This window comes from Cryobacterium glaciale (genome assembly GCF_004402535.1).
Taxonomy (GTDB): domain Bacteria; phylum Actinomycetota; class Actinomycetes; order Actinomycetales; family Microbacteriaceae; genus Cryobacterium; species Cryobacterium glaciale.
In genome coordinates, this window is the sequence record NZ_SOEY01000006.1 from 77,779 (window position 1) to 102,300 (window position 24,522).

22 protein-coding genes are annotated in these 24,522 nt (G+C 63.6%); 10 read left to right on the forward strand and 12 right to left on the reverse strand.

What is annotated here, in order from left to right:
• Positions 1-2: 2 nt before the first annotated feature.
• The 4 genes from qcrB to ctaE form a co-directional block, all read right to left on the reverse strand.
• A complete protein-coding gene (gene qcrB, locus E3O06_RS02095) occupies positions 3-1,652 on the reverse strand; it encodes a cytochrome bc1 complex cytochrome b subunit (protein ID WP_134501373.1) in 1,650 nt (549 codons plus the stop codon).
• Positions 1,649-2,722 (reverse strand): cytochrome bc1 complex Rieske iron-sulfur subunit, encoded by a 1,074-nt coding sequence (gene qcrA / locus E3O06_RS02100; protein WP_134501374.1) that lies wholly within the window; start codon positions 2,720-2,722, stop codon positions 1,649-1,651. The genes qcrB and qcrA overlap by 4 nt, the downstream gene beginning before the upstream one ends.
• Before the next feature lie 95 nt (positions 2,723-2,817).
• Positions 2,818-3,630: a cytochrome bc1 complex diheme cytochrome c subunit gene (gene qcrC, locus E3O06_RS02105; RefSeq protein WP_134501375.1), complete on the reverse strand. Its 813-nt coding sequence runs from the start codon at positions 3,628-3,630 to the stop codon at positions 2,818-2,820.
• 37 nt (positions 3,631-3,667) lie between these two features.
• Entirely contained in the window at positions 3,668-4,297 is a 630-nt protein-coding gene (ctaE, locus tag E3O06_RS02110; protein WP_241979813.1) for an aa3-type cytochrome oxidase subunit III, read from the reverse strand.
• Positions 4,298-4,440: 143 nt separating this feature from the next.
• Between ctaE and trpD the strand changes: the two genes are divergently transcribed.
• Positions 4,441-5,493 (forward strand): anthranilate phosphoribosyltransferase, encoded by a 1,053-nt coding sequence (gene trpD, locus E3O06_RS02115; protein WP_134501376.1) that lies wholly within the window; start codon positions 4,441-4,443, stop codon positions 5,491-5,493.
• 39 nt (positions 5,494-5,532) lie between these two features.
• Here trpD and glpK read toward each other — a convergent pair whose 3' ends face one another.
• Together glpK and E3O06_RS02125 are read right to left on the reverse strand one after the other, a co-directional pair.
• Positions 5,533-7,047 carry a glycerol kinase GlpK gene (glpK, locus tag E3O06_RS02120; protein WP_134501377.1) on the reverse strand — a complete coding sequence of 505 codons (1,515 nt, stop codon included), beginning with the start codon at positions 7,045-7,047 and terminating at the stop codon, positions 5,533-5,535.
• A gap of 91 nt (positions 7,048-7,138) precedes the next feature.
• The gene (locus tag E3O06_RS02125; protein ID WP_241979845.1) at positions 7,139-7,858 is read right to left on the reverse strand and encodes an MIP/aquaporin family protein; all 720 of its coding nucleotides are present in this window, start codon (positions 7,856-7,858) and stop codon (positions 7,139-7,141) included.
• A 291-nt stretch (positions 7,859-8,149) separates the two neighbouring features.
• Between E3O06_RS02125 and dhaK the strand changes: the two genes are divergently transcribed.
• The 5 genes from dhaK to E3O06_RS18350 all read left to right on the forward strand — a co-directional run bounded on the left by dhaK (position 8,150) and on the right by E3O06_RS18350 (position 11,353).
• Positions 8,150-9,151, forward strand: a complete 1,002-nt coding sequence (gene dhaK / locus E3O06_RS02130; protein WP_134501379.1) for a dihydroxyacetone kinase subunit DhaK — start codon at positions 8,150-8,152, stop codon at positions 9,149-9,151.
• 11 nt (positions 9,152-9,162) lie between these two features.
• Entirely contained in the window at positions 9,163-9,861 is a 699-nt protein-coding gene (gene dhaL, locus E3O06_RS02135) for a dihydroxyacetone kinase subunit DhaL (protein ID WP_134501380.1), read from the forward strand.
• Between the two features lie 23 nt (positions 9,862-9,884).
• Positions 9,885-10,610 carry a dihydroxyacetone kinase phosphoryl donor subunit DhaM gene (dhaM, locus tag E3O06_RS02140; RefSeq protein WP_241979814.1) on the forward strand — a complete coding sequence of 242 codons (726 nt, stop codon included), beginning with the start codon at positions 9,885-9,887 and terminating at the stop codon, positions 10,608-10,610.
• A 77-nt stretch (positions 10,611-10,687) separates the two neighbouring features.
• Positions 10,688-10,909, forward strand: a complete 222-nt coding sequence (locus E3O06_RS02145; protein ID WP_134501382.1) for a hypothetical protein — start codon at positions 10,688-10,690, stop codon at positions 10,907-10,909.
• A 177-nt stretch (positions 10,910-11,086) separates the two neighbouring features.
• Complete coding sequence (locus E3O06_RS18350) at positions 11,087-11,353, forward strand: SLAC1 family transporter (RefSeq protein WP_420898861.1); 267 nt, start codon at positions 11,087-11,089, stop codon at positions 11,351-11,353.
• Between the two features lie 84 nt (positions 11,354-11,437).
• Here the strand turns inward: E3O06_RS18350 and E3O06_RS02155 are convergent, their stop codons facing one another.
• Genes E3O06_RS02155 through E3O06_RS02165 form a run of 3 tightly spaced genes read right to left on the reverse strand, consistent with a single transcriptional unit; the run spans position 11,438 to position 16,767 of the window.
• The gene (locus E3O06_RS02155; RefSeq protein ID WP_134501384.1) at positions 11,438-13,852 is read right to left on the reverse strand and encodes an ATP-binding cassette domain-containing protein; all 2,415 of its coding nucleotides are present in this window, start codon (positions 13,850-13,852) and stop codon (positions 11,438-11,440) included.
• Positions 13,815-15,971, reverse strand: coding sequence for a S9 family peptidase (locus tag E3O06_RS02160; RefSeq protein ID WP_134501385.1), 2,157 nt, complete (start codon positions 15,969-15,971; stop codon positions 13,815-13,817). Before E3O06_RS02160 ends, E3O06_RS02155 begins: the two co-directional genes overlap by 38 nt.
• Positions 15,972-16,002: 31 nt before the next feature.
• The gene (locus tag E3O06_RS02165; RefSeq protein WP_134501386.1) at positions 16,003-16,767 is read right to left on the reverse strand and encodes an SDR family oxidoreductase; all 765 of its coding nucleotides are present in this window, start codon (positions 16,765-16,767) and stop codon (positions 16,003-16,005) included.
• 164 nt (positions 16,768-16,931) lie between these two features.
• Between E3O06_RS02165 and E3O06_RS02170 the strand changes: the two genes are divergently transcribed.
• The 4 genes from E3O06_RS02170 (at position 16,932) to E3O06_RS02185 (ending at position 19,609) form a co-directional block, all read left to right on the forward strand.
• Positions 16,932-17,402, forward strand: a complete 471-nt coding sequence (locus E3O06_RS02170; protein ID WP_241979815.1) for an NfeD family protein — start codon at positions 16,932-16,934, stop codon at positions 17,400-17,402.
• The gene (locus E3O06_RS02175) at positions 17,395-18,360 is read left to right on the forward strand and encodes an SPFH domain-containing protein (RefSeq protein WP_134501388.1); all 966 of its coding nucleotides are present in this window, start codon (positions 17,395-17,397) and stop codon (positions 18,358-18,360) included. The genes E3O06_RS02170 and E3O06_RS02175 overlap by 8 nt, the downstream gene beginning before the upstream one ends.
• A 3-nt stretch (positions 18,361-18,363) precedes the next feature.
• Positions 18,364-19,128, forward strand: coding sequence for a glycerophosphodiester phosphodiesterase family protein (locus E3O06_RS02180; RefSeq protein ID WP_241979816.1), 765 nt, complete (start codon positions 18,364-18,366; stop codon positions 19,126-19,128).
• 112 nt (positions 19,129-19,240) lie between these two features.
• Positions 19,241-19,609, forward strand: coding sequence for an RNA polymerase-binding protein RbpA (locus tag E3O06_RS02185; RefSeq protein WP_134501390.1), 369 nt, complete (start codon positions 19,241-19,243; stop codon positions 19,607-19,609).
• Positions 19,610-19,723: 114 nt separating this feature from the next.
• On the opposite strand, the gene lnt is transcribed toward E3O06_RS02185, so the two are convergent.
• From lnt to tatC, 3 genes are all read right to left on the reverse strand, one after another.
• Positions 19,724-21,250: an apolipoprotein N-acyltransferase gene (gene lnt / locus E3O06_RS02190; RefSeq protein ID WP_134501391.1), complete on the reverse strand. Its 1,527-nt coding sequence runs from the start codon at positions 21,248-21,250 to the stop codon at positions 19,724-19,726.
• A gap of 7 nt (positions 21,251-21,257) precedes the next feature.
• Positions 21,258-23,654 (reverse strand): DEAD/DEAH box helicase, encoded by a 2,397-nt coding sequence (locus tag E3O06_RS02195; RefSeq protein ID WP_134501655.1) that lies wholly within the window; start codon positions 23,652-23,654, stop codon positions 21,258-21,260.
• Between the two features lie 99 nt (positions 23,655-23,753).
• Complete coding sequence (gene tatC / locus E3O06_RS02200; RefSeq protein WP_134501392.1) at positions 23,754-24,506, reverse strand: twin-arginine translocase subunit TatC; 753 nt, start codon at positions 24,504-24,506, stop codon at positions 23,754-23,756.
• Positions 24,507-24,522 lie beyond the last annotated feature (16 nt).

A 24,522-nucleotide genomic window follows, 5' to 3' on the forward strand; every position in this document is an offset into this window, starting at 1 on the left:
TGCTACTTGTCGGTGATCTCCGCTGGGTGATCGCCATGGGCGTGGTCCAGTTCGGTCTGCGTCACCGGGGTGATCCGGTCTTCGAAGAACCAGCGGGACAGGCCGGCACGTACCTTCTCGGCCGGACCGATTTTGCCCTGAGCGTTCGGACGCAGCATGAGGGGCTTGAAGTCGCTGTAGCTGACCAGCTTCCAGCGTTCGTACTCGTCGACGGGCTGGTGCACTTCGACGAATTCTCCACCGGGAAGCCGAACGATACGGCCGGACTCATAACCGTGCAAGACGATCTCGCGGTCCTTCTTCTGCAGGGCCAGGCAGACGCGCTTGGCGATGAAGAAAGCGAGGAACGGGCCGAGCAGTGTTGTCGCCTGGAGGGTGTGGATGACCCCCTCCATGGTGAGGTGGAAGTGCGTGGCCATGATGTCCGACGATGCTGCGGCCCACAGGGACGCGTAGAACGTGACGCCGGCCGCGCCGATTGCGGTGCGGGTCGGTGCGTTACGCGGCCGGTCAAGTACGTGGTGTTCGCGCTTGTCTCCGGTGATCCACGCTTCGATGAACGGGTAGATCATGACGGTCACGATGAACAATCCGACCACGGCCAGCACGACCACAATGTTCAGCGAGTAGGTGTGGTTGAGCCAGACGAACTCCCACCCCGGCGGGATCAGACGCATGGCGCCATCAGCGAAACCGATGTACCAGTCCGGCTGGGTACCGGCGGAGACCGGTGACGGGTCATACGGTCCGTAGTTCCAGATCGGGTTGATCGTGAACAGGGACGCGATCAGCATGACCACACCGAAGACGATGAAGAAGAATCCACCGGCCTTGGCTGCGTACACGGGGAGCACGGGGTAGCCGACCACGTTCTGGTTGGTGTGTCCGGCGGCAGGGTACTGGGTGTGCTTGTGCACGACGACGAACAAAAGGTGCATCGCGATCAACGCGACGATGATGGCCGGCAGCAACAGGATGTGCAGGGAGTACAGACGACCCACGATGTCGGTGCCGGGGAATTCTCCCCCGAAGAGCAGGAAGGAAGTCCAGGTGCCGACAACGGGGATGCCCTTGACGAGACCGTCGATGATACGCAGTCCGTTACCGGAGAGGAGGTCGTCGGGGAGGGAGTATCCGGTGAATCCTTCCGCCATGGCCAGGATGAAGAGGATAAAGCCAATGACCCAGTTGAGCTCGCGAGGCTTGCGGAACGCTCCCGTGAAGTAGATGCGCAGCATGTGCAGGCCGATGGCCGCCACGAAGAGCAGAGCGGCCCAGTGGTGAACCTGACGCATGAGCAGGCCGCCGCGGATGTCGAAGGAGATGTCCATCGTCGAGGACATCGCCGCCGACATCGGGATGCCCTTGAGGGGCGCGTAGGACCCTTCGTAGACGACTTCAGCCATGGACGCCTGGAAGAAGAAGGTCAGGAATGATCCTGACAACAGGATGATGACGAAGCTGTACAGCGCTACTTCGCCGAGGAGGAACGACCAGTGGTCGGGGAAGATCTTGCGGCCCAGCTCCTTGACCGCGCCCGAGATGCTCGTGCGCTCGTCAATGTAGTTGGCAGCGGAAGCGGTGAAGCCTCCGGATTTCTTCACCCCGACAGCTTGATCCTCAGTGGATTCGCGGGTGGTTATCGTTGTCATGCTCGCTCCCAGAAACTCGGGCCGACTGGTTCAGTGAAATCGCTCTGCGCGATCAGGTAGCCCTCAGCGTCCACGGCGATCGGGAGCTGGGGTAGTGCCCGTTTGGCCGGACCGAAGATGACCTTGCAGTGGTTCTCAACGTCGAACTGCGACTGGTGGCACGGGCAAAGCAGGTGGTGCGTGTGCTGTTCATACAGGGCAACCGGGCACCCGACGTGGGTACAGATCTTGGAATATGCCACTATGCCCTGATAGGACCAGGACTTACGGTCGTCGGACTCAATAAGGTCCGCGGGATCCATGCGGATGAGAAGGACGGCCGCTTTAGCCTTTTCCTCCAGTCGACCGTGCTCCATCTCGGACAGGCCCTCCGGAATGACGTGGAACGACGATCCAAGCGTGACATCCGCCGCCTTGATTGGGATCCCGCTCGGGTCCATGGTGAGGCGAACGCCCTTCTTCCACATGGTCTCGTTGAGAAGCGCCACCGGGTCCTGGTCCATCGGGCCGAGGCCACGGAACAGTACAACCGCCGGCAGCGGGAAGACGACGAGGGCGCCGATCAGGCTGTTGCGAATGAGCGTACGGCGACCGAAGCCCGATTCCTCATTGGCCTGCTGGAAAATTTCCACGGCGCGGGCCCGAACGGGCTCGGTTCCACGCACGGGGTGACGTTCGTCGACACCTTCATGATCGCTCATGAGGGCCTTGCCCCAGTGCACCGCGCCGATGCCGATGGCCAGCAGCGCGAGGCTGAGTCCGAGGCCGATGAAGAGGTTGTTCAGGCGAACAGAACCCGGGTCTTCGGCAACGATCGGGAAGGCCATGTACGCGGCGATGGCAAAAACACTACCCACGATGGATACGTAAAACAGCGTGTAAACGGCACGCTCAGCCTTGCGCTCTTCCTTGTGATCAAGGTCGGTGATGCGCGGACGGTGCGGCGGGAATCCTGGGTTGACCAGGGCATCCCGTGTAACGACGGCTGTGCTTGCGGCGGATGTCGCGAGCTGCGCGCCAGGCGAGTCGGCGGCGGTTACGTGCTCCGCGCCGTTATCGTCCTTGGCCATTGTTCTCCTTTGTGGGCTGTGTAAATACTCTGCACTCTGGTGCTGCGCGGCATTCGATCGGAATCGAATGCCGCGTCATCACCGGATACCGATGCTTAGTTTGATTTTGCGGTGATCCACACGGTGAGGGCAACGATTGCGCCCAGTCCGAAGATCCAGATGAAGAGGCCCTCGGCTACCGGTCCCAGCGAGCCCAGAGCCAATCCGCCCGGAGACGGGTTGTCCTCGACGTACTTGAGGTAGGTGATGATGTCGCGCTTGTCTTCGGGGGTGATGTTCATGTCGTTGAAGACGGGCATGTTCTGCGGGCCGGTGATCATGGCCTCGTAGATGTGCTGGGCCGACACGTTCTCGATCGCGGGGGCGAACTTGCCCTCGGTCAAGGCGCCACCGGCACCGGCGACGTTGTGGCACATGGCGCAGTTGATGCGGAACAATTCAGCACCGTTAGCGGAGTCACCCGCGCTGTCGAGGAGTTCAGCGGCGGGAATGGCCGGCCCGGGAGCGAGCGAGGCAACGTACGCGGCGAGAGCCGCTGTCTGCTCCGCGGTGAACTGCACGGGCTTCTTCTGCGCCTGCGGACCCTGCATCTGCATCGGCATGCGACCGGTGCCGACCTGGAAGTCCACCGATGCGGCGCCAACTCCGATCAGGCTGGGGCCTTCTGACGAGCCTTGGGCACTGAGTCCGTGGCAGGTGGCGCAGTTCGCCGCGAAGAGTTTTTCACCCTGGGCGATGGTCTGCTGCGAGGAAGCATCCGTTGTTGCAATTGCGGTGCTCGTACTGAAAGCTGCGTAGGCGCCTCCGGTGAAGAGCAACCCGATGGCAATGAGGGCGACACTGGCGAGGGGATGGCGACGTCCGGCTTTGCGTGCCCGGCGTGCGCGAGGGGTTTTGATCGTGGTCATGCTGAAGTGGTCCGCTCCCGTTTCTAAGTATGAACTTCTATTTAAGAACGTAGATGACCAGGAAGAGCCCGATCCAGACGACGTCGACGAAGTGCCAGTAGTAGGAAACCACAATGGCGCTGGTGGCTTCCTTGTGGCCGAAGTTCTTGACCGCGAATCCGCGCCCGATCACAAGAAGGAAGGCGAGCAGACCGGCAGTCACGTGAATGCCGTGGAAACCGGTCGTGATGTAGAAGGCAGAACCGTACGCGTTTGAGGCGAGAGAAATTCCTTCCGACACCAGGGTGGCGTATTCGAAAACCTGGCCGGTGACGAAGATGGCACCGAGGGCGTAGGTGAGGAAGAACCACTCAACCATGCCCCACTCACTCGGCTTCCAGCCGGTCGAGCGCGCCTGCAGCCGTTCGGCGGCAAACACTCCGAACTGGCAGGTCACCGAGGATGACACCAGGATCAGCGTATTGATCAACGCGAAGGTGAAGTTGTGCTTGTCGGCCTCGAAGAGCCATAGCTCGGGGGAGGTTGAACGAAGCGTGAAGTAGATTGCGAAGAGCCCCGCGAAAAACATCACCTCGCTGCCCAACCACACAATGGTGCCTACAGCCACGCTGTTGGGCCGGTTCACGACGGGCGCACTCGCCGTCTGAGTAATTGAGGTGCTGGTCACCCCTCCATTATGGCCGATATTCCCACAGGTTTTTCTCAATCAGGCGTGCAAGTGAGTGTTAATACCTGGTTCGGGATTGCAATCTCGGGGTACGAATGCCGTGAATTCGGGGGAGTTGGGCCCGTTCTCCTATGATCGGAAACATGCTTGAATCGCAGTCTTGGCCGAACATATTAAATTCCCTTCTCGACGGACGGGACCTGAGTGTGGCGGATGCCGCGTGGAGTATGGAACGGATCATGCTCGGCGAAGCCTCTCCGTCCCAATTGGGGGCCTTCCTGGTGGCGCTTCGTGCCAAAGGCGAGACCGTCGACGAGATTGTTGGATTCCGGGATGCGATCCTCGAGCAGGCCGTCGCGTTGCCGGTGAATCCCATGGCCCTCGACATCGTCGGAACCGGTGGTGATCAGTTCGGCACGGTAAACATTTCCACGATGGCGTCCATCGTGTGCGCAGCGGCCGGTGTGCCGGTCGTCAAGCATGGGAACCGAGCCGCCAGCTCGGCCTCCGGAGCGTCGGACGTGCTCGGCGAATTGGGCATCGACCTGTCGCGGGATGCGACGCGGGTAGCCCAGGTGTTCAAGGAGACCGGGATCACCTTTGCTTACGCGGCGGCTTTTCATCCCGGATTCCGGCATGCCGCGCTCACCCGCAAGGAGTTGGGGATCCCCACAGTGTTCAACTACCTCGGACCGTTGTGCAATCCGGCCCGGCCGGAGGCATCCGCTGTCGGTGTGGCCAATCTTGACCGGGTACCGCTCTTCGTTGGTGTGTTCCAGACCCGCGGCGCGACAGCACTGGTCTTTCGCGGCGATGACGGACTCGACGAGCTGACGACCACCGGGCACAGTCACGTCTGGGAGGTGTCCCGTGGTCTGGTTACCGAGCACGACATTGACCCGCGAGATCTCGACATTAAACGAGTGCAGATGAGCGACCTGGTGGGCGGCTCGCCCCAGCACAATGCGGACGTCGTGCACTCCGTTCTCGCCGGCGAGACGGGTGCGATCCGTGACATCGTCTTGCTCAACGCCGCTGCCGGGCTCGTGGCCTTCGATCTGGCCAACGACGCCTCACAGATGCAGGTGGCTATCCTCGACCGATTCCGCGCCAAAATAGCTGTCGCTGCTGAGGCCGTCGACTCCGGTGGGGCCACGGCCAAGTTGTCGGCATGGATTGCGGCGACCCAGGTTTGATTCCGGGTCGCCGCATCCACTGATCGCTACAGACGGTGGCTAAAGAACGTCGTCGTCGACCCAGCCGAAGGTTTTCGTGACCGCCTTCTTCCAGTTGCGCAACTGGCGGCTGCGTTCGGCCTCGTCCATCTGGGGCGTCCACCGGCTGTCTTCCTGCCAGTTGGTGCGCAGTTCGTCGAGACCGCTCCAGAACCCGACTGCGAGGCCGGCGGCGTAGGCGGCGCCGAGGGCGGTCGTCTCGGCGACGACCGGTCGCACCACCGGAACACCGAGAATATCCGCCTGGAACTGCATGAGCAGGTTGTTCGCGATCATGCCGCCGTCGACCTTGATCTCGGTGAGGGGAACACCGGAGTCGGCGTTGACCGCATCGATGACCTCCCGAGTCTGGAACGCCGTCGCCTCCAATGCCGCGCGGGCAATGTGGCCCTTGTTCACGAACCGGGTGAGGCCCACCAGAGCGCCCCGGGCGTCGGAACGCCAGTACGGGGCGAACAGTCCCGAAAACGCCGGCACGAAGTAGGCTCCGCCGTTATCGTCGACTGTTTTCGCGAGGCTCTCGATCTCGGCGGCCGAGCTGATCATGCCGAGGTTGTCGCGCATCCACTGCACCAGGGCACCGGTCACGGCGATGGAACCTTCCAGGGCGTAGTGCGGAGCGTCATCGCCGAGTTTGTAACCGAGGGTGGTCAGGAGGCCGTTCTTGGAGTGCACGATCTCCGTTCCGGTGTTGAAAATCAGGAAGTTTCCCGTGCCGTAGGTGTTCTTCGCTTCGCCCTGGTCGAACGCCGCCTGACCGAACGTCGCGGCCTGCTGGTCGCCGAGGATGCCTGCCACTGGCACTTCACGGAGCAGGCTCGAGGTGTGCGCGGTGCCGTAGACCTCCGACGAGGAGCGGATCGACGGCAGCATCGACTGGGGCACGTCAAAAATAGCGAGGATCTCGTCGTCCCACTGCAGGGTTTCCAGGTCCATGAACAACGTGCGGCTCGCATTGGTGACGTCGGTGGCGTGCACGCCGCCGTCCACTCCACCGGTCAGGTTCCAGAGCACCCAGGAGTCCGTAGTTCCAAAGAGCAGGTCGCCGGCATCCGCTTTGGCCCTGGCGCCCTCGACGTTCTCAAGGATCCAGACGATCTTGGTCCCGGAGAAGTAGGTGGCCAGGGGCAAGCCAACCTTCTTTTTGAACCGCTCGACACCTCCGTCGGCAGCGAGCCGGTCGACGATCGGCTGGGTGCGGGTGTCCTGCCAAACGATGGCGTTGTAGACGGGTACCCCGGTCGTTTTGTCCCAGACCACAGCGGTTTCGCGCTGGTTGGTGATTCCGATGGCCCGGATGTCATGCCGGGTGAGATTGGCCTTGGACAGAGCCTGTCCGATCACTTCACGGGTGTTGTCCCAAATTTCTTTCGGGTCGTGCTCGACCCAGCCGGCCTGAGGAAAGATCTGCTCGTGTTCGAGCTGCCCGGTCGACACGATCGATCCGGCCTTATCGAAGATGATGGCCCGGGAACTGGTCGTTCCCTGGTCGATGGCGAGAATGTAGTCAGTCATTGGTACGTGTCCTTTTCTTGAGTAGTTCAGGAAACATGTCTTCTACGCGACAACGGACCGGTCCTCTGGGAACCGGCCCGTTTGGCTCGGGTCAGGTGGTGAGCAGGGGCAGGAGAGCCAGCGCTGACCAGCCGGCCAGCAGTCCGCCGATGACGGGGCCGACGACGGGAACCCAAGAGTAGGCCCAGTCGGAGCTGCCCTTGCCCTTGATCGGCAGAATGAAGTGCGCGATCCGCGGACCGAGGTCACGAGCGGGGTTGATGGCGTAGCCTGTCGGGCCACCAAGCGACGTGCCGATGACGATCACGAGCAGTGCCACTGGAAGGGCGCCGAGAGAGGCCAGCCCGCCGGTCTCGCCCTGCCGGCCACCTCCGAAAGCTATGACAACGAAAACTAGAACGAAGGTACCGATGATCTCGGTGACGAGATTCCAGCCGTACGAGCGAATGGCCGGCCCGGTCGAGAAGACACCGAGTTTGTTGGCCGGGTCGGGTTCGGCGTCGAAGTGTTGCTTGTAGGCGAGCCAGCAGGCCACGGCGCCGAGAATGCCACCGATCATCTGCGCGCCGATGTAGGCGAGCACGGAGACCGCGTTGACGGGAACGTCCATTCCGAATTCTGTGGAACCATTGGCGACGAGGCCCAGGGTGACGGCGGGATTGAGGTGTGCCCCTGAACGGTAGGCGACTACGACGCCGGCGAACACTGCGAAGCCCCAGCCGATGGTCACCATGAGGAACCCACCCCCGAGCCCCTTGTTCTTGGCCAGGGCCACGTTGGCGACGACGCCGGTTCCCAGAAGGACCAGCATCGCGGTACCCACGACCTCCGAAACGAATACAGCTCCGATATTTTCCACGAGAACCTTTCTGATCAGGCCGGGGATGCCGAAGCTGCCCCTCTGCGGCGAGCGGTTGGCAACAACATAGCGCGGGGTGTCATCGAGGGGAATGGGCTGATGGAGTTGGCTATCGCCCCTTACCGCGCGCGGTCGCAGCGCGTATGTTGACCGTGGGAAAATGGCAGTTCAGGGCGCTGGCGCGCCCGCCCCGCCGTGGTCCTCCTGATTTGAACCGTGGCATCACCGAGTGAATGGATGGTCATGAAGAAGCTCATCAACGATCCCAGGAACGTCGTCAACGAGGCCGTTGCCGGGTTCGAAGCGGCGCACGGCGATATCGTGCGCGTCTCGCACGATCCGATCTTCATCGCGCGCAGCGATGCCCCCGTGCAGGGCAAAGTGGGGATCGTCAGCGGTGGTGGAAGCGGCCATGAACCACTCCACGGAGGGTTCGTCGGGTACGGAATGCTGGATGCTGCCGTGCCAGGAGCCGTGTTCACTTCGCCGACGCCCGATCCGATTCTCGCGGCCACCCACGCCGCCGATGGCGGCGCCGGGGTGTTGCACATCGTGAAGAACTACACCGGGGACGTCTTGAACTTTGAGACCGCGGCCGATCTGGCATCCGCTGAAGGCATCGATGTGCGCACGGTCATCATCAACGATGATGTGGCCGTCAAGGACTCTCTCTACACGGCCGGACGCCGCGGAGTTGCCGGAACGGTACTGGTGGAAAAGATCACCGGTGCCGCTGCCGAACGCGGGGATGACCTGGCTGCCGTCGTCGCCGTGGCCGAGAAGGTGAACTCCCGGGTGCGCACCATGGGCGTTGCGCTGACCCCGTGTGTGGTTCCCCACGCGGGGGAGCCGAGCTTCGTTCTCGCCGACGACGAGATCGAGATCGGCATCGGAATTCACGGCGAGCCAGGGCGGGAGCGGATCAAGCTCGAACCGGCCGATGCCATCGTGGACCGGCTGCTTGCTCCCATCCTTGACGACCTGCCCTTTGTCACTGGCGACACTGTGCTCCTGTTCGTCAACGGCATGGGCGGAACGCCACAGGTTGAGCTGTACATCGTGTTCCGCCGCGCCGCAGAAGTGCTCAAGGATAGGGGGATCACGGTCACCCGCAGCCTGATCGGCAATTACACGACGAGTCTCGAAATGGCCGGAACATCCATTTCCGTTCTCAAACTCGATGAGGAACTCACGAGCCTCTGGGATGCCCCGGTTCAGACAGCGGCGCTACGGTGGGGACGGTAGAAGGAGAGTCAATGACCCCGAAGGAACAACCCGACGCTGGCGCAAACCTGAGCAACACAGCGGGCGGTGGTGCGCTCACGCTCGACACCGCCTGGACCGTTCGCTGGATTCGGCAGAGCGCCGAGGTGCTCGCCGCCAGCCGTGCCGCACTCAATACCCTCGACCGGGACATTGGCGACGGTGACCACGGCGAGAACATGGATCGAGGCTTTCAGGCGATCCTGCCCAAACTCGAGCAGCTGGCCGATGAGACAACCCCGGGCGCGGTGCTCAAGCTGGTCGCCACCACTCTCATCTCAACCGTGGGCGGCGCCGCCGGGCCGCTGTATGGCACGGCTTTTCTCAAAGCCGCCGGCGCGGTCGGGTCGGCGATGTCGCTGGATGCGACCGCACTCGTCGCCCTGCTGACGGCGGCCCGCGACGGCATCGTGCTTCGAGGCAAAGCAGAGGAGGGTGACAAGACCATGATCGACGCCTGGACTCCCGCGGTCAACGCGGCGGAGGCAGCGCAGGCAACCGGTTCAGCTGTGGCTGGCGTCTTGCTGGCCGCAGCGGATGCCGCAGCATCCGGCGCGCAGGCCACGGAACCGCTGGTGGCGCGCAAGGGGCGGGCGAGCTACCTGGGGGAGCGAGCGATCGGACACCGCGACCCTGGCTCCCAGTCGACCTCGCTGCTGTTGCGCGCCGCCGCCGACGTGACCGCGGCGTGATGGGGGCGGCATCCGCTCAGCTCGTGGGTATCGTTTTCGTTTCCCACAGCGAGAAGATCGCGACGGGGCTGGTCGAACTGGCGCGGCAGATGGCGCCAACCGCGCAGCTCATCGCCGCGGGGGGAACGGATTCCGGCGGGATCGGGACCAGCTTCGACAAGATCAGTGAGGCAATCGCCGTGGCAGACACCGGGGATGGCGTTGTGATTCTCTGTGATCTCGGTTCGGCGATCCTGACGGCGGAAACGGCACGTGACTTTCTGGAGGAGTCCGACCAGTACCGCGTGCGGATCGTTGATGCTCCCCTCGTCGAGGGCGGGGTAGCGGCAGCGGTAGCCGCAGAAACCGGGGGAGATTTGGACGCTGTCGTGGCGGCGGCTCAGACAGCGCTGCAGCTGACCAGTGCGAACACATTCCCAGCACGTGATGACGGCGCCCCCGCGGGTACACCGCGCGACGACTCCCAGCCGGTCACCGATTCGTCGGCTTCGGCCGTGACCTCGCGCACGGTGATCCTTGTCAACAAGGATGGCCTCCACGCCCGTCCGGCCGCCGAGTTCGTCAACCTGGCGAGCACATTTTCGTTTCCCATCACGGTGAACGGAACGGATGCGAGAAGTCTACTGAGCATTATGTCGCTCGGGCTGGCCAGGGGGAGCAGCGTGCGGCTCGCCTCGACCGACCCGTTGGCCGGGCCGGCGATCAAGGCCCTCGCTGACCTGCTGGAATCAGGCTTCGGCGAGCACTAGCAGCTTCGGGCACGCGCCGATCCGAACTGACCTAGCAGTTGCGTGCCTTTTTGTCCAATCCGGCGTATCGTAATGGCATGATTCAGGACAGGAACACCTCAAACAGTCCGGAAGAGCGGAGTTCGACTGGCTTGCAGGCGTGCCCGATCTGCGGCCACGCGATGCGCGAGCACACCATCGATCATTCGACCCGAAACACCGTGGTCAACTGTCCGGTTCCCCATCCCGGGGCCTGGGACCGCGACGCTTTTGAACCGGTCAATGAGTTCGGCATGGTGATTCACCGTACCCAAGCCTGACGCGTTCACCCTATTGTCGACCAGCCCACCGGTGCACTGATCCGCGCCGGTCTGACCCCTCTCCGCGAAGGATCCGGTCGCTTGCGACCGGTCCAGGGGAGGCTGGGCCACTCCGGGGGCTAGCCTGTGAACATGACGTCGGAGCGGAGTGTGCGAGTGCACGCCGCTGTGCGGACGATGCCGCCAGGATGCTTTGCGATGGTAATGGCCACCGGAATCATCTCGATCGGCATGAACCTGATTGGGATCGAGGCCCTCAGTCTTGCAGTCCTCGTCGTCTGCGCTGAGGCCTATCTCGTATTCGTGGTTCTCACTGCGTGGCGGGTTATGGCCTTTCGTTCGGCCTTCTCCGATGACCTGCGGCGGCGCTGGAGCCAGAGCAGGCGTTCAGCGCTGTCCCCGATGCGAGGTGCCGCTTCGGCCCTTTCGAAACGACTTACTTGACATAATGTGCATTATCGGTCATTAGGTGGGTGGCTCTGAGCGGGGTCAGCATGGGTTCCTTCCCGGCGAGGCTAGACCGCGCGGTCAGGCACAGGTCCTGACAACTGCCACAGCGCCGACGTAGGCTGCAAGGTGCTCGCCCGTGAGTGTCGAACGAGCGGACACAAGGTCGGCTGGTGTGCCCTCAAAGACGATCTGACCGCCGTCGTGGCCGGCTCCCGGGCCGAGGTCGATGATCCAGTCTGCGTGCGCCATGACAGCTTGGTGGTGCTCGATCACGATGACCGACTTTCCAGAGTCGACGAGCCGGTCGAGCAGGCCGAGCAGATTCTGGACGTCGGCCAGATGGAGACCGGCGGTCGGTTCGTCCAGAATGTATACATCGCCTTTTTCGGCCATGTTGGTAGCGAGCTTCAGCCGCTGCCGTTCGCCGCCGGACAGTGTCGGCAGCGGCTGGCCGAGGCTGAGGTATCCGAGCCCGACGTCGGCCAGCCGACCCAGGATCGCGTGGACGGCCGGAGTGCGTGCCTCCCCCACACCGAAGAATTCATTGGCCTCGGTCACCGACATTGCCAGAACTTCGCTGATGTCGCGACCGCCGAAGCGGTACTCCAAAACGGATGCCTGGAACCGCTTTCCCTCGCACACCTCGCACGGTATGGCAACGCCGGCCATCATCCCGAGATCGGTGTAGATGACGCCGGCACCGTTGCAGTTGGGGCATGCACCTTCGGAGTTGGAACTGAACAGTGCAGGTTTGACGCCGTTGGCTTTTGCGAAGGCCTTGCGAATCGGTTCGAGCATTCCCGTATAAGTGGCCGGGTTGCTGCGTCTGGAGCCCTTGATCGCACCCTGGTCAACGGTCACCACCCCGCCTCGGCCGGAAACTGAGCCCTGGATCAGTGAGCTCTTTCCCGAACCGGCCACGCCGGTCAGCACCGCCAGCACACCGAGCGGAATGTCGACGTCGACGCTTTGCAGGTTGTGGGCATCGGCACCGCGCACCTGAAGGACACCCGAGGGTGTGCGCACCGTCGGTTTCACGGCGGCCCGGTCGTCCAGGTGCCGCCCGGTCAACGTACCGCTGGATCGGAGACCGGCGAGGGACCCCTCGAACACAATGGTGCCACCGTCCGTGCCCGCACCAGGGCCCAGATCAATGACGTGGTCGGCGATCATGATCATCTCCGGCTTGTGCTCCACGACGAGCACCGTGTTGCCCTTGTCGCGCAGCTGTACCAGCAGGGTGTTCATCCGTTGGATGTCGTGGGGGTGCAGGCCGATCGTCGGCTCGTCGAAGACGTAGGTGACGTCCGTGAGGGAAGAACCGAGGTGACGGATCATCTTGGTGCGCTGCGATTCGCCGCCGGAGAGGGTGCCAGAGGAGCGGTCGAGGGACAGATAGCCGAGCCCGATCTCGACGAAGGAGTTCAGTAGGTGCTGCAAAGATACGAGCAGCGGCGCGACGGATGGTTCGGCCAGCTCCCGTGCCCAGTCGGCGAGGTCGCTGATCTGCATCGCGCAGGCATCCGCGATACTTATGTCGTTGATTTTGGACGACCGGGCCCCCGCGCTCAGTCGGGTTCCGTCGCAGTCAGGGCAGACGGTGAAGGTGACCGCTCGCTCCACAAACGCGCGGATGTGAGGCTGAAGCGAGTCGACGTCCTTGGAGAGCATCGATTTCTGAATCTTCGGGATCAGCCCCTCATAGGTGAGGTTGATGCCCTCGATCTTGATCTTGGTCGGCTCCCTGTGGAGCAGGTCGCCGAGCTCCTTCTTGGTGAATTCAGCAATCGGTTTATTCGGGTCGAAGAATCCACAACCGTTGAAGATGCGGCCGAACCAGCCGTCCATGCTGTACCCCGGGATGGTGAGCGCTCCGTCGTTGAGGGACTTGGTGTCGTCGTACAGCGCTGTTAGGTCGATGTCGGTGACGGAGCCCCGCCCCTCGCAGCGGGCACACATCCCGCCGGTGATGCTAAAGCTGCGGCGCTCCTTGACGGTTTGTCCGCCGCGTTCGATCGAGACGGCACCGGCGCCGCTGATCGAGGCGACGTTGAAGGAATACGCCTGTGGCGAGCCGATGTGAGGCTGGCCGAGCCGGCTGAAGAGGATGCGCAGCAGCGCGTTGGCGTCTGTGGCGGTGCCGACGGTGGAGCGCGCGTTGGCACCCATGCGTTCCTGGTCGACGATGATGGCGGTCGTCAGCCCGTCCAGCACATCGACGTCCGGCCGCGCCAGGGTCGGCATGAACCCCTGGACGAATGTGCTGTACGTCTCGTTGATCATGCGTTGGGACTCGGCGGCGATGGTACCGAAAACGAGCGAGCTCTTGCCGGACCCGGATACCCCGGTGAACACGGTCAGCCGCCGCTTCGGAATCTCGACGTTGACGTCTTTGAGATTGTTCGCCCGGGCGCCCTGCACGCGGATCAGATCGTGGCTGTCCGCAATCGGGATTTTACCTGACGGGGTGGCCGTTTTCGAGGTCGTGCTCATCGGTTCTCCTGTGAGTCGGTGTGGCTGGCAGGTGTCGGTCCCACCAATCCAGAATAATCTCGAACCGTTCCAGACGGTGCCGTGGGCGACCGGTGCGGCTGAGGTCGTGGTTCTCCCCCGGAAAGATGACCAGTTCCGTCGGAACTCCGCCGCGTTTGAGCGCCGCGTAATATCGTTCCCCCTGCGCGAGCGGGCATCGGAGGTCTTGTGCTGAGTGCAGCACCAAGGTCGGGGTGACCACGTGGCCGACCTGGAACTGTGGACTCTGGGACCGCAACAGTTCGGCATCCGTTCCCGCATATTCGTCGCCGAAGAAGTCACCGATATCACTGGTACCGACGAACGCTTCGGGATCGAGAAAGCCGCGTTCCACGATGGCCGCGGCAAATCGATGGTCGTGGGCGATCGTCCAGGCGGTCAGATAGCCGCCGTAGGACCCGCCCATGATGCCGACCCGGTCAGGATCGAGAACGGGCTCGGCCCGCAGGGCGCCATCGAGGAAATCCAGGACATCGGCCAGGTCGAGGGTGCCCAGACATTGCCGAATGGCGCGCCCGTGGGCTTCACCGTAACCGGATGAACCGCGCGGGTTGCACAGGACAACCGCGTAGCCCGCGTCGACGTAGACCTGGGTCTCATCGAGCAGCGCACCGGTGTACTGTGCGAATGGGCCGCCGTGAATGGTCAGGAGTACCGGGTGCGGGCCCGGCCCCGGAGGGGCGTGCACCCAGCCGTGCACCGGATAGCCGTCTCGCCCGGTGACGGTGAGCTCGATGCCGGATACCAGACCGGTTGCTCGTAGCGCAGCGGAGAAATCGGTGAGACGCCGGGGTCCGGCGTCCCGCGGCTCGGCGTCGTTGCGGTCGAGGCGCACGAAAACGAGGTCACCGGTCGTGCCGGCGGACTGCACGGCGACGACGACGGTGAACTCGCAGGCAGCCACGGCCGTGACCACGGCCGCGCCGCAATCGACGGCTTCGACCGGTCCCTGACCGTGCACGCGAACCAGCTCGACCCGGCCCCGGGTACCGCGCAGCACGAGCGCCGAGCCATCCGCGAGAGGGGTGATGCCCCCGGCCGGGTCGAGGTCGAGCCGGTCCTGATCGTTCTGCTCCGGGTCTGTCACGCGGATCGGAGCTGAGTCGTCGAACGGGGTACTGCAGTGGTACAAAGCAGTCACCCGTCCGACGAAATCTCGGCCGGCCAGGCCCAGGTCGGTCGCGAGAAACCACAGTGACCCGTTCTCGGCGCAGGCCAGCCCGGAGATGCTCAGGTTTCCCTCCGGCCCCACCACAGTGCGAACGGGAACCACCGTCTCGGCATCCTCGATGTTTTTGAGGTCGAGTTCGATGATTTGGCCGCGCAGGTCACAGTCACGCCCGGCATGGCGGGCCGAAATCGTCAGGAGACGGGTCCCATCCGGAGAGAACGCCAACCCGGAATGATCGAAGTCCCCGTCGGTCAATTGGCGGGCGACAGCGAGTCCGGACGGGACGATGGCGGCAGCGATGAATCCGGCGGCAGCGTCGGTGCCGGACTCGGTGCGCGTCACATCGGCCGCGGAGGGCGCGGAAGCGGGCGTCGGTTCATCCCAGACGTTGGGAACCGCAGCCAGGAAAACGTGGAGCCGGCGATCGGTGGTGTAGCCGACCCCGTTTGCCTGGTATCGGAGGGTCAGAACACGGCGGGCCGGCTCGGATTCTGCGGACAGACCGGCCACTGTGCCGTACCGGCCCTGCTCGGGAACCCGGGCCAGGAAGGCGATCCGATCGCCGCTTGGATGCCACCGGAAGTCGGTCACGCCGAGCGCGGCGTCGGTCATTGCAACGGGTTCGCCCCCGGCCGCGTCGACAACGTGCAACTGTGCTGCACCACCGGCCTGCGCCCGAAGGAATCCGATCAGGCTGCCGTTTGGGGAGAACCGGGGCGCCGAATCGCGGAAGCCGCGAGTCACACGGCGCGGAGCGGGCTCCCCCAGCAGCGCGACAGTCCAGAGCTGGCCGACGTAGTCATCCGCTGAAAAATCGGCATGGGCCCTCGCAAACACGGCCCGAGAACCGTCGGGATGGATCGTCGGGCGCGACAAAGACCCGAGCAGGGGAAGATCGGCGGCCTTCATCGGCTAATAGACCCGGTACTCGCCGATCACCCTACTCGCCGACGAAACCGGTCGTGTCGCCAACGAGGCGGGTGTTTCCGACCGGAACCGGCTCGACCGCTGCCGAAACGATCTCCCCAGCGAACTCGCTGACGTTGTACAGTCGTCCGGCCGCTTCCTTGCGGGCGCTGAGGGCTCCCGGGTTGGACCGTTCGAGGAGAGTCGCCGTGATGGTGCCCTCGATCATGTCGCCCGAGACGACGACGAATCCGATACCGGAGTCTTTGAGCTGGGGGATGACAGCGCGCAGGGCATCCTCGCCGGCGCGCTTGCTGCGGGCGACCGGCTCGTACTCCGGCATGGTGGGGGTGGTCTTGATGAAGTGTGCCTGATGGCTCGTGACGTAGACGATTCGCGAGTCGTCGCCGAGCAGCGGGATGGCCTCGTTCAGCAGGTTCACCTGGGCGTCACGGTTGAGCGTCATGGCATAGTCCTCAGCCATACCGCTTTCCATGCCGCCCGAGGCGTTCATAACGAGAATGTCGAGGCCGCCGAATTCGGACCGGATGGTCTCGAACATCGCGGCGACCGAAGCCGGATCGGTCAGGTCGGCGCCGACCGTGATGGCTTCTCCCCCGGCGGCGCGAATGGCGTCGGCGAGTTTGTTCGCGCGCGCCTCCTTGTTTCGGTAGTTGATGACGACGCGTGCTCCGGCTTCGGCGAAATAGCCGACCGTGTCGGCGCCGATACCGCGAGACGAGCCGGTGACGAGTACACGCTTGCCCTCGAGTGATCCTGCTGCAAGTGGATTGGTCACGGGTGCTCCTCTAAATTCAGTCATCGATATTCCGTGGCGAAGTGTGACCTGATCGGCCATCATCTACCGTCCGACCTTATCAACAAGCCTCGGCGACTCCCCCGGCGTGTTGTCCCCGGCACCTGCTAGTTTCGAGGGGAAACGGAATGTGGAAGGTGTCACCCATGGTCGACCTGACCGACTATCTCTGGATCTTGTGGCTCGTGTTCATTCTGGTGGCCATCACCATCGAACTGTTGAGCCTGGAATTCACATTCCTGATGATCTCCATCGGCAGCCTCGGGGGTCTGGCCGCCAACCTGCTCGGCCTGGAATGGTGGCTGCAGATCGTGGTTGCCGCTGGCCTGTCGGTGCTGCTGCTCCTGACCATCCGGCCCTTTCTGTTGCGAGCCCTGCGCAAGGGCGGCGATCCGGCGCTCAGCAATATCGATGCTCTGATCGGGATGACCGGCCGGGTCGTCTCGACCGTCACCGAGACCGGCGGGCTGGTCAAACTGGCCAATGGTGAAACCTGGACGGCTCGCCTGCTGATGGCCAGAGCGGGCATCGAGCCTGGCCATCCGGTCACCGTGCATCTCATCGAGGGCTCAACCGCCGTCGTCATCCCCGCTGAAAGGACCCAGAACAATGCTTGACCCAGCAGCCTTCATCGGGCAGATCTTCGTGATCGCCCTGCTCGCCGTATTGGCCGTGTTTGTCATCGTCATCCTCGTGCGCGCCATTCGCATCATCCCGCAAGGCAACGCCGGTGTGGTGGAACGCCTCGGCAAGTACCACAAGACCCTGCTCCCCGGCCTCAACCTGCTCGTGCCGTTCGTCGACCGGGTGCGGCCGCTCCTGGACATTCGTGAGCAGGTCGTTTCCTTCCCCCCGCAGCCAGTGATCACCGAGGACAACCTCGTCGTCTCCATCGACACCGTGGTCTATTTTCAAGTGACGGATGCCCGCGCCGCCACCTACGAGATCAATAATTATCTCGGTGCGGTCGAACAGCTCACCACGACGACCCTCCGCAACGTGGTCGGCGGCCTGAACCTCGAGGAGGCGCTGACCAGCCGCGACAACATCAACAGCCAATTGCGCATCGTCCTCGACGAAGCCACCGGCAAATGGGGCATTCGCGTGGGCAGAGTCGAGCTCAAGGCCATCGAACCACCCCACTCCATCCAGGATTCGATGGAAAAGCAGATGCGGGCCGAACGTGACCGTCGCGCGCTCATCCTCACTGCTGAGGGCACCAAGCAATCAGCCATCCTCACCGCTGAGGGAGCACGCCAGGCGGCGATCCTCGAAGCCGAGGGTGATGCCAAAGCGGCCGTTCTGCGCGCGCAGGGCGAGGCCGAAGCCATCACCACGGTGTTCAAAGCCATTCACGACGGAGATCCCGACCCGAAGCTCCTCGCCTACCAGTACCTGCTCACGCTGCCCAAACTTGCCGAGGGCAGCGCCAACAAGCTCTGGATCGTGCCGAGTGAATTAACCGAAGCGATGAAGGGCATCGGCAGTGCGTTCGGTGCGAATGCGGCCCAGTCCCCCGGGGCTGCGCCGTCCGGCGCGGCCGCACCGGCAGCATCCGCTTCACCCCAGGTCTAGGTGGTGGTCGACAGCGCACCGTCGGAGTTCTTGACCGCACCGTCGCCCCGGGTATTCGCCCACCGCGGCCTGGCGCAGGAAGCGCCGGAAAATACCCTGCTCGCCTTCGTAAAGGCCCTCGCCGGCGGGGCGACCCACCTCGAGACCGATGTTCAGGTGTCCCTTGACGGTGTGGCGGTCATCAGCCACGATCCCGATCTGGCGACCCTGGGGCGGGACGTGCGCATTGACCAGCTCACCATGGCCGAGTTGAGACACATCGATCTGGGCTACGGGCAGGGTTTCACGTCCCTGGCGGATGCGCTCGAGGCGTTTCCGACAGCATTGTTCAATATCGATATCAAGACGGATGCCGCCGCCGAACCGACCGCCCGGGCGATCAGGGACCAGCGAGCCACCGCTCGGGTCCTCGTGACCTCGTTCAACGAACGACGCCGCCGACACGTGGTCAGTCTGCTGCCCGGTGTGGTCTCATCGGCTTCCGCGCCGCTCGTGGCCCGGGCCGTGGCGGCGGCGAACCTGGGGCTTACCACCCTGGTCCGCCGCGCCCTCGAGGGTTGTGTCGCCGTGCAGGTTCCCGAACGAGCCGGCGCTCTTCGAATCGTCACGCCCCGGTTCGTGGCGATGATGCACAGAGCAAGCGTTGAGGTGCACGTGTGGATTATCAACGACCCCCTCGACATGATTCGACTCCTCGACCTCGGTGTCGATGGACTGGTCACTGACCGCACGGATCTTGCTGTGAACGCCATTACTCGCCGAACCTGAGAATTACCTCCCAGAATGGGGGGTCTGGGAAGGTTAATACCCAGCTTGATGGTTTACAACTGTGAAAGCGTCGTGATCGAACCTGTGATTGCGAGCGAGAGGAGACCACACTATGGCTGACCGCAGTTTGCGTGGCATGAGATTAGGCGCACAAAGCCTACAGAGCGAAGAAGGCGTCACCTTCTCCCCCCGATTACCGCACACCTACCGGTGTGAAACGTGTGGGCGGGAGACGGTTATGATTTTTTCGGCCGAAGCCGAGGCTCCGGACGAATGGGAATGCAAGTACTGTGCACGGACGGCGACCCGGCTCGTTGACTCCCTGCCGGTGATCGTTGACCACTCGGACGAGAAGATCCCTCGGACCCACTGGGACATGCTGCTGGAACGTCGCACCAGGGACGAACTCGAAGAGTTGCTCGAAGAGCGCCTCTCCGTGTTGCGTCTGCGCCGTGGTGGCCAGCAGAAGATCGGCGCCTGACCGCCGGTTGCACCCCGCACGACTCCGCACCTGGTGGCGGGGTCGTCGTCGGTTAATCAGGAAGTTGGCTAGTCAGGCTGTTGGTTCACCAGGCGGTTCGATATCCGGGGTGGGCTAGCGGCGTCGTGGACGCCGAGCGGCACCGATACAGAGCGCCAGACCGGCGAGGCCCAGCCCCGACACGAGCCATTCCACGCCGCGGCCGGCCAGCATCGCCGGCGTGACGGCGTCACTGAGCGGCACCGTTTGCACCATGGCGCCCGCCGTGAAGGTCGGCAAGCTGTCCAGCGTCTGTCCGTCGGGAGTGATGATGGCGCTCGACCCGACGGTGGAGATGTTCACCACCGTGCGTGAAGTTTCCAGCGCGCGCAACCGGGCGATGGCGAGTTGCTGCACGCTCTCGTCGGTGCGGCCGAAATCGGCGTTGTTGGTCTGCGCGAGGATGATCTGAGCGTTTCCGTCGATCATCTCGCGCACGAGCTGATCGTCGGCGATGTCGAAGCAGATCGCGATGCCAGCCAGCACCCCATCGATGTCGAAGATGTTGTCGCGGGTGCCGATGCCGTAGTCGCGGCCGATGAGGTCGATCAGGTCCGGGGCGAATGGTCGCCAGAAGGCCCGATCCGGCATGTATTCCGCGAACGGTACCGGATGAATCTTGTCGTAGACGTCGACGGCTCCCCGATCGGCCTTCCAGAGCAGCGAGCTGTTGAAATAGGTGTCTCCGGGCCGGGTGATGGTGCCGGTGATGAGCGGGGCATCCATTTCGGTGCTGATGTAGTCGAGTACCTGCGCCGCGGCTGCCGACCGGGTGGGGTCGATGTCGCTCGCGTTCTCCGGCCACACGACGAAATCGACCGTCTCGCCGAGCAGCGGCAGGGTGGCTGAGGTGTGGTCCTGCAGAATCTGGCCGGGGGCATACTCGGCGAACAGCCCGGCATCCGCGTTGCCCTGCACTGCGGCCAGGCGGATCGTTCCGCTCTGGATGGTCGGCCAGGCCGGGATGGCGAGGACGAGCGCGACGGCTCCGACGCCAATGCCGGCGCGCAGGGTGCGTGCCAGGTCGGGCTCGCGGCACAGCTGCACGGCGAGGGCGCTCAGCCAGACCACGATGAAGCTCAGGCCGGACAGGCCGACCCAGGCGACGAGTGGTCCGAACGGGCTCTCCGACTGCGACAGCGCGACTCGGCCCCAGGCAAAACCACCATAGGGCCAGACCGCGCTGATGGCTTCACGCGCCGTCCACAGACCGGCGACAATGACAGGCAGGAGACCGAGACGGCCCCAGCTGCTCGGCCAGACTCGCGGACCGTGCCGCAGCACGACGGCGGTGAAGCCGAGTCCGGCGGCGAAGAACAGGCTCTGCAGCCCGCCGAGCGCAAACCACGGCACGAGACCGAGATACAGGGTGATCCAGAAGATGTGGATCAGCCAGAACGACAATCCGGCGACCAGCCCCACGAGCAGCCCGGTGCCCAGGCTGCGTCCGAGCAGGGCCAGGAGCATGAGAGCGACGCCCACGGGCGCGAGAAACCACCAGTCGCGATCGGGGAAACCGGCATCGAGAATCGCTCCGGCGCCCGCGGCGACGAGAACGGATGCCCACAACGGCAGGCTGAACGCACGCTCACTCCCCCCCATGGCCGGTTCAGGCCACCGAGGAGTACGCGACGATGCCGCGACGGATCGCGTCCATGGCCGCCCGGGCGGTCGACCCGACCTGTGCGTCGCCGGCGATGGACAGTTGATCGAGCAGGTCGATGGTTTGTTTGGTCCAGCGCACGAAATCGCCGGCGGCCATCTCCGCTTCGTAGAGCACGTCGCTCAGTGACGCGCCGCGGGCCCATTTCCACATGGCGAGGCTGAGGCCGACCGCGAGCGGATTGCTGCCGGGCAGTTTGTGGTCGCGTTCGAGGTCGTCGATGCGGCTCCAGAGGTCTTGCGTCTCGTCGAGGGCGGGGCGGAAAGCACCCTTGGGCAGGAAGCGGGCATCGATGAGTCCCTCTTCCCGGCGCGGCTCGAAGACGAGCGCACAGGCCATCGCTGCGAGGCTCGCGGCATCGAGTTCGTTCCACAGGCCCCGGCGCAGGGACTCGGCAACGAGCAGATCCCGTTCCGCGTAGATGCGGCGCAGGATGCGTCCGCTCTCGCTGAGCGCGATGGCGCCGCTCGCATCGGATTCGAGATAACCGTAGCCGAGGAGAACATCGGACACCCGGTCGAAAACGCGGGCGATGGCTCCGGTGCGCTGCGAGATTTGCTGGTTGAGGGCATCCTTTTGCCGCTTGAGTTTGAACCATCGTTCCGCCCACCGGGAGTGCGCCTCCCGGTCTGGGCAGTGGTGGCAGCCGTGTGCGCGCATTTGCTTGCGCAGGCTGGTCACTTCACGCTGACGCTTGTCCCGCTCACCGCGTAGGGAATTATCGGCCTTGGTGCCTTCGCGTTCCACCTCGGTCAGACGGCGACGAATCGACGAGTAGTCCTCGAAATTGCCCAGGTGGCAGGTCATGCTGGTCTTGAATCCGGCCAGGGACTCTTCTTGCTGGCGCACCGAGCGGGCCAGGTCGACGACGGCGCGATCGGCCTGGAACTGCGCGAACGACGATTCCAGCACTCCGCGGGTGCGCACGACACCGAACTGGTCGATGAGATTGACGGCCATGTTGTAGGTCGGCTTGAAGCTCGAATTCAGCGGATAGGTGCGCCGGGAGGCGAGCGAGGCAACGGCCTGGGGGTCGAGTCCCTGCGCCCACTGGATGACCGAGTGGCCGAGAGTGTCGATGCCGCGGCGACCGGCCCGACCGGTCAGCTGCGTATATTCCCCCGGCGTGATCGGAACCCGAGCCTCACCGTTGAACTTCTCGAGTTTGTCCAGGACGACCGTGCGGGCCGGCATATTGATGCCGAGCGCAAGCGTTTCCGTCGCGAACACCGCCTTGACGAGCTTCTTCTGGAACAGCTCCTCCACGACTTCCTTGAACGCCGGCAGCAGGCCGGCGTGGTGGGCGGCGACACCGCGTTCGAGCCCGTCCAGCCACTCGAAGTAGCCGAGCACGCCGAGGTCTTCGTCGAGCAGGGTACGGCACCGATCGTCGACGATCTGGCGAATTTCTTCGCGCTCGTGTTCCTGCGTCAAACGCACCCCGGAGCGGAGAACCTGCCGCACGGCCTGGTCGCAGCCGACCCGGCTGAAGATGAAGAAGATGGCCGGCAGCAAATGCTTGCCGTCGAGCATGCGCACGATATCGCCACGATCCATCCGACCGGCGTCGAACTGCGGGCGCTGCTTGTCATGCCCCCGGTAGCCCCCGGAGGCGCCGCCCTGGCGGCCGGAACCTCGGCCGCGCCCGCCAGCCGAGCGCCCCCCGGCGTGGGCCAGACGAACGAGTTCGGGGTTCACCCGATGGGTGCCGATCAGGCCGGTGGAATCAAACAGGTCGAGCATATTGTTCTTGACGAGCACGTGTTGTTCGAGCGGGACCGGCCGCTCCTCAGACACGATCACGTCGGTCTCGCCGCGCACGGCCTGCAACCAGTCTCCGAATTCTTCCGCATTCGACACCGTCGCGCTGAGCGAGACCATGCGCACCGGCTGGGGAAGATGGATGATCACTTCCTCCCACACAGCTCCTCGAAAACGGTCCGCGAGATAGTGCACCTCGTCCATCACCACGAAGGCGAGGTTCGTCAGCAGATCGGAGTCGGCATAGAGCATGTTCCGGAGCACCTCGGTCGTCATGACCACGATGCGTGCTCCCGGATTGACGTTGCTGTCACCGGTAAGCAACCCCACCTGGTCTGCGCCGTACTCGGCAACGAATTCCTGGAACTTCTGATTGCTGAGCGCCTTCATGGGCGCGGTATAGAAAACTTTCGCACGGGACTGTCGCATCGCCAAGTAGATCGCGAACTCGGCCACGATCGTTTTGCCGGCTCCGGTCGGTGCTGCCACAAGCACACTATTGCCGGCCTCCAGACAGGCGCAGGCCTCGCGCTGAAACGGATCGAGGTCGAATTTGAGGCCGCCCTCGAAGTCCTGCAGCATTGGCTGGCCGGCCCGGGTGCGTGCGGCCGCGTACCGTTCGGCCGGCGATTGCGTGTGCGTCACGTGGTCCTTAACAATTGCTACATCCAGGTCTTAGCGCTAGAGCGCGAGTTCTTTTTCGAACGCGAGCACTTTCCTGGCCACGCGCCGATCGTGCAGCCAGGCGATGCCATAGGCGGCAAAGTACAACATGACCATGGGAATGGCCAGCAGGAACATCGACACGACGTCGGCGGCCGGGGTGGCGATCGCCGTGAAGAGCACGATGACCAATATGGCGATCCGCCAAGATTTGATGATCGACGTGGCACTGATGACGCCGGCGAAGTTGAGAAGCACGATGAAGACCGGCAGCACGAACGCAATTCCGATCGCTACGACGAGCTTGAGCACGAAGTCAAAGTATCCCTGCGCGTTGATGAACGCCGAATCCTCGGTGGGGGCGAAGCTCGTCATGAGCTCGACCACGTGCGGCAGTACGATCCACCCCGCTGCGCAGCCGGCCAGAAACAAGGGAATGGCCGTGAACAGGAATCCGAAGGTGTATTTCTTCTCGGTGCGGGTGAGCCCGGGAACGAGGAAGGCGAAGACCTGGTAGAGCCACACCGGGCTCGAAACGATGAGCCCGACATAGAGCGAGATCTTCAGTTTGAGGTCGAAAGCACTCGTGATGTCGGGGTAGTTGATCTGGGCGTTACGATGTTGCGCATTGATGATGGCATAAATCGGTTCGCGCAGCTGATCCCAAACGAAATCGGAAAGGAACCAACCAGCGATGGCACCGATGAGGAGACCGGCCGCAGCCAGATAGAGGCGCTTGCGCAGTTCGATCAGATGCTGGCCCAGCGACATCTTTCCCGCTTCGGTC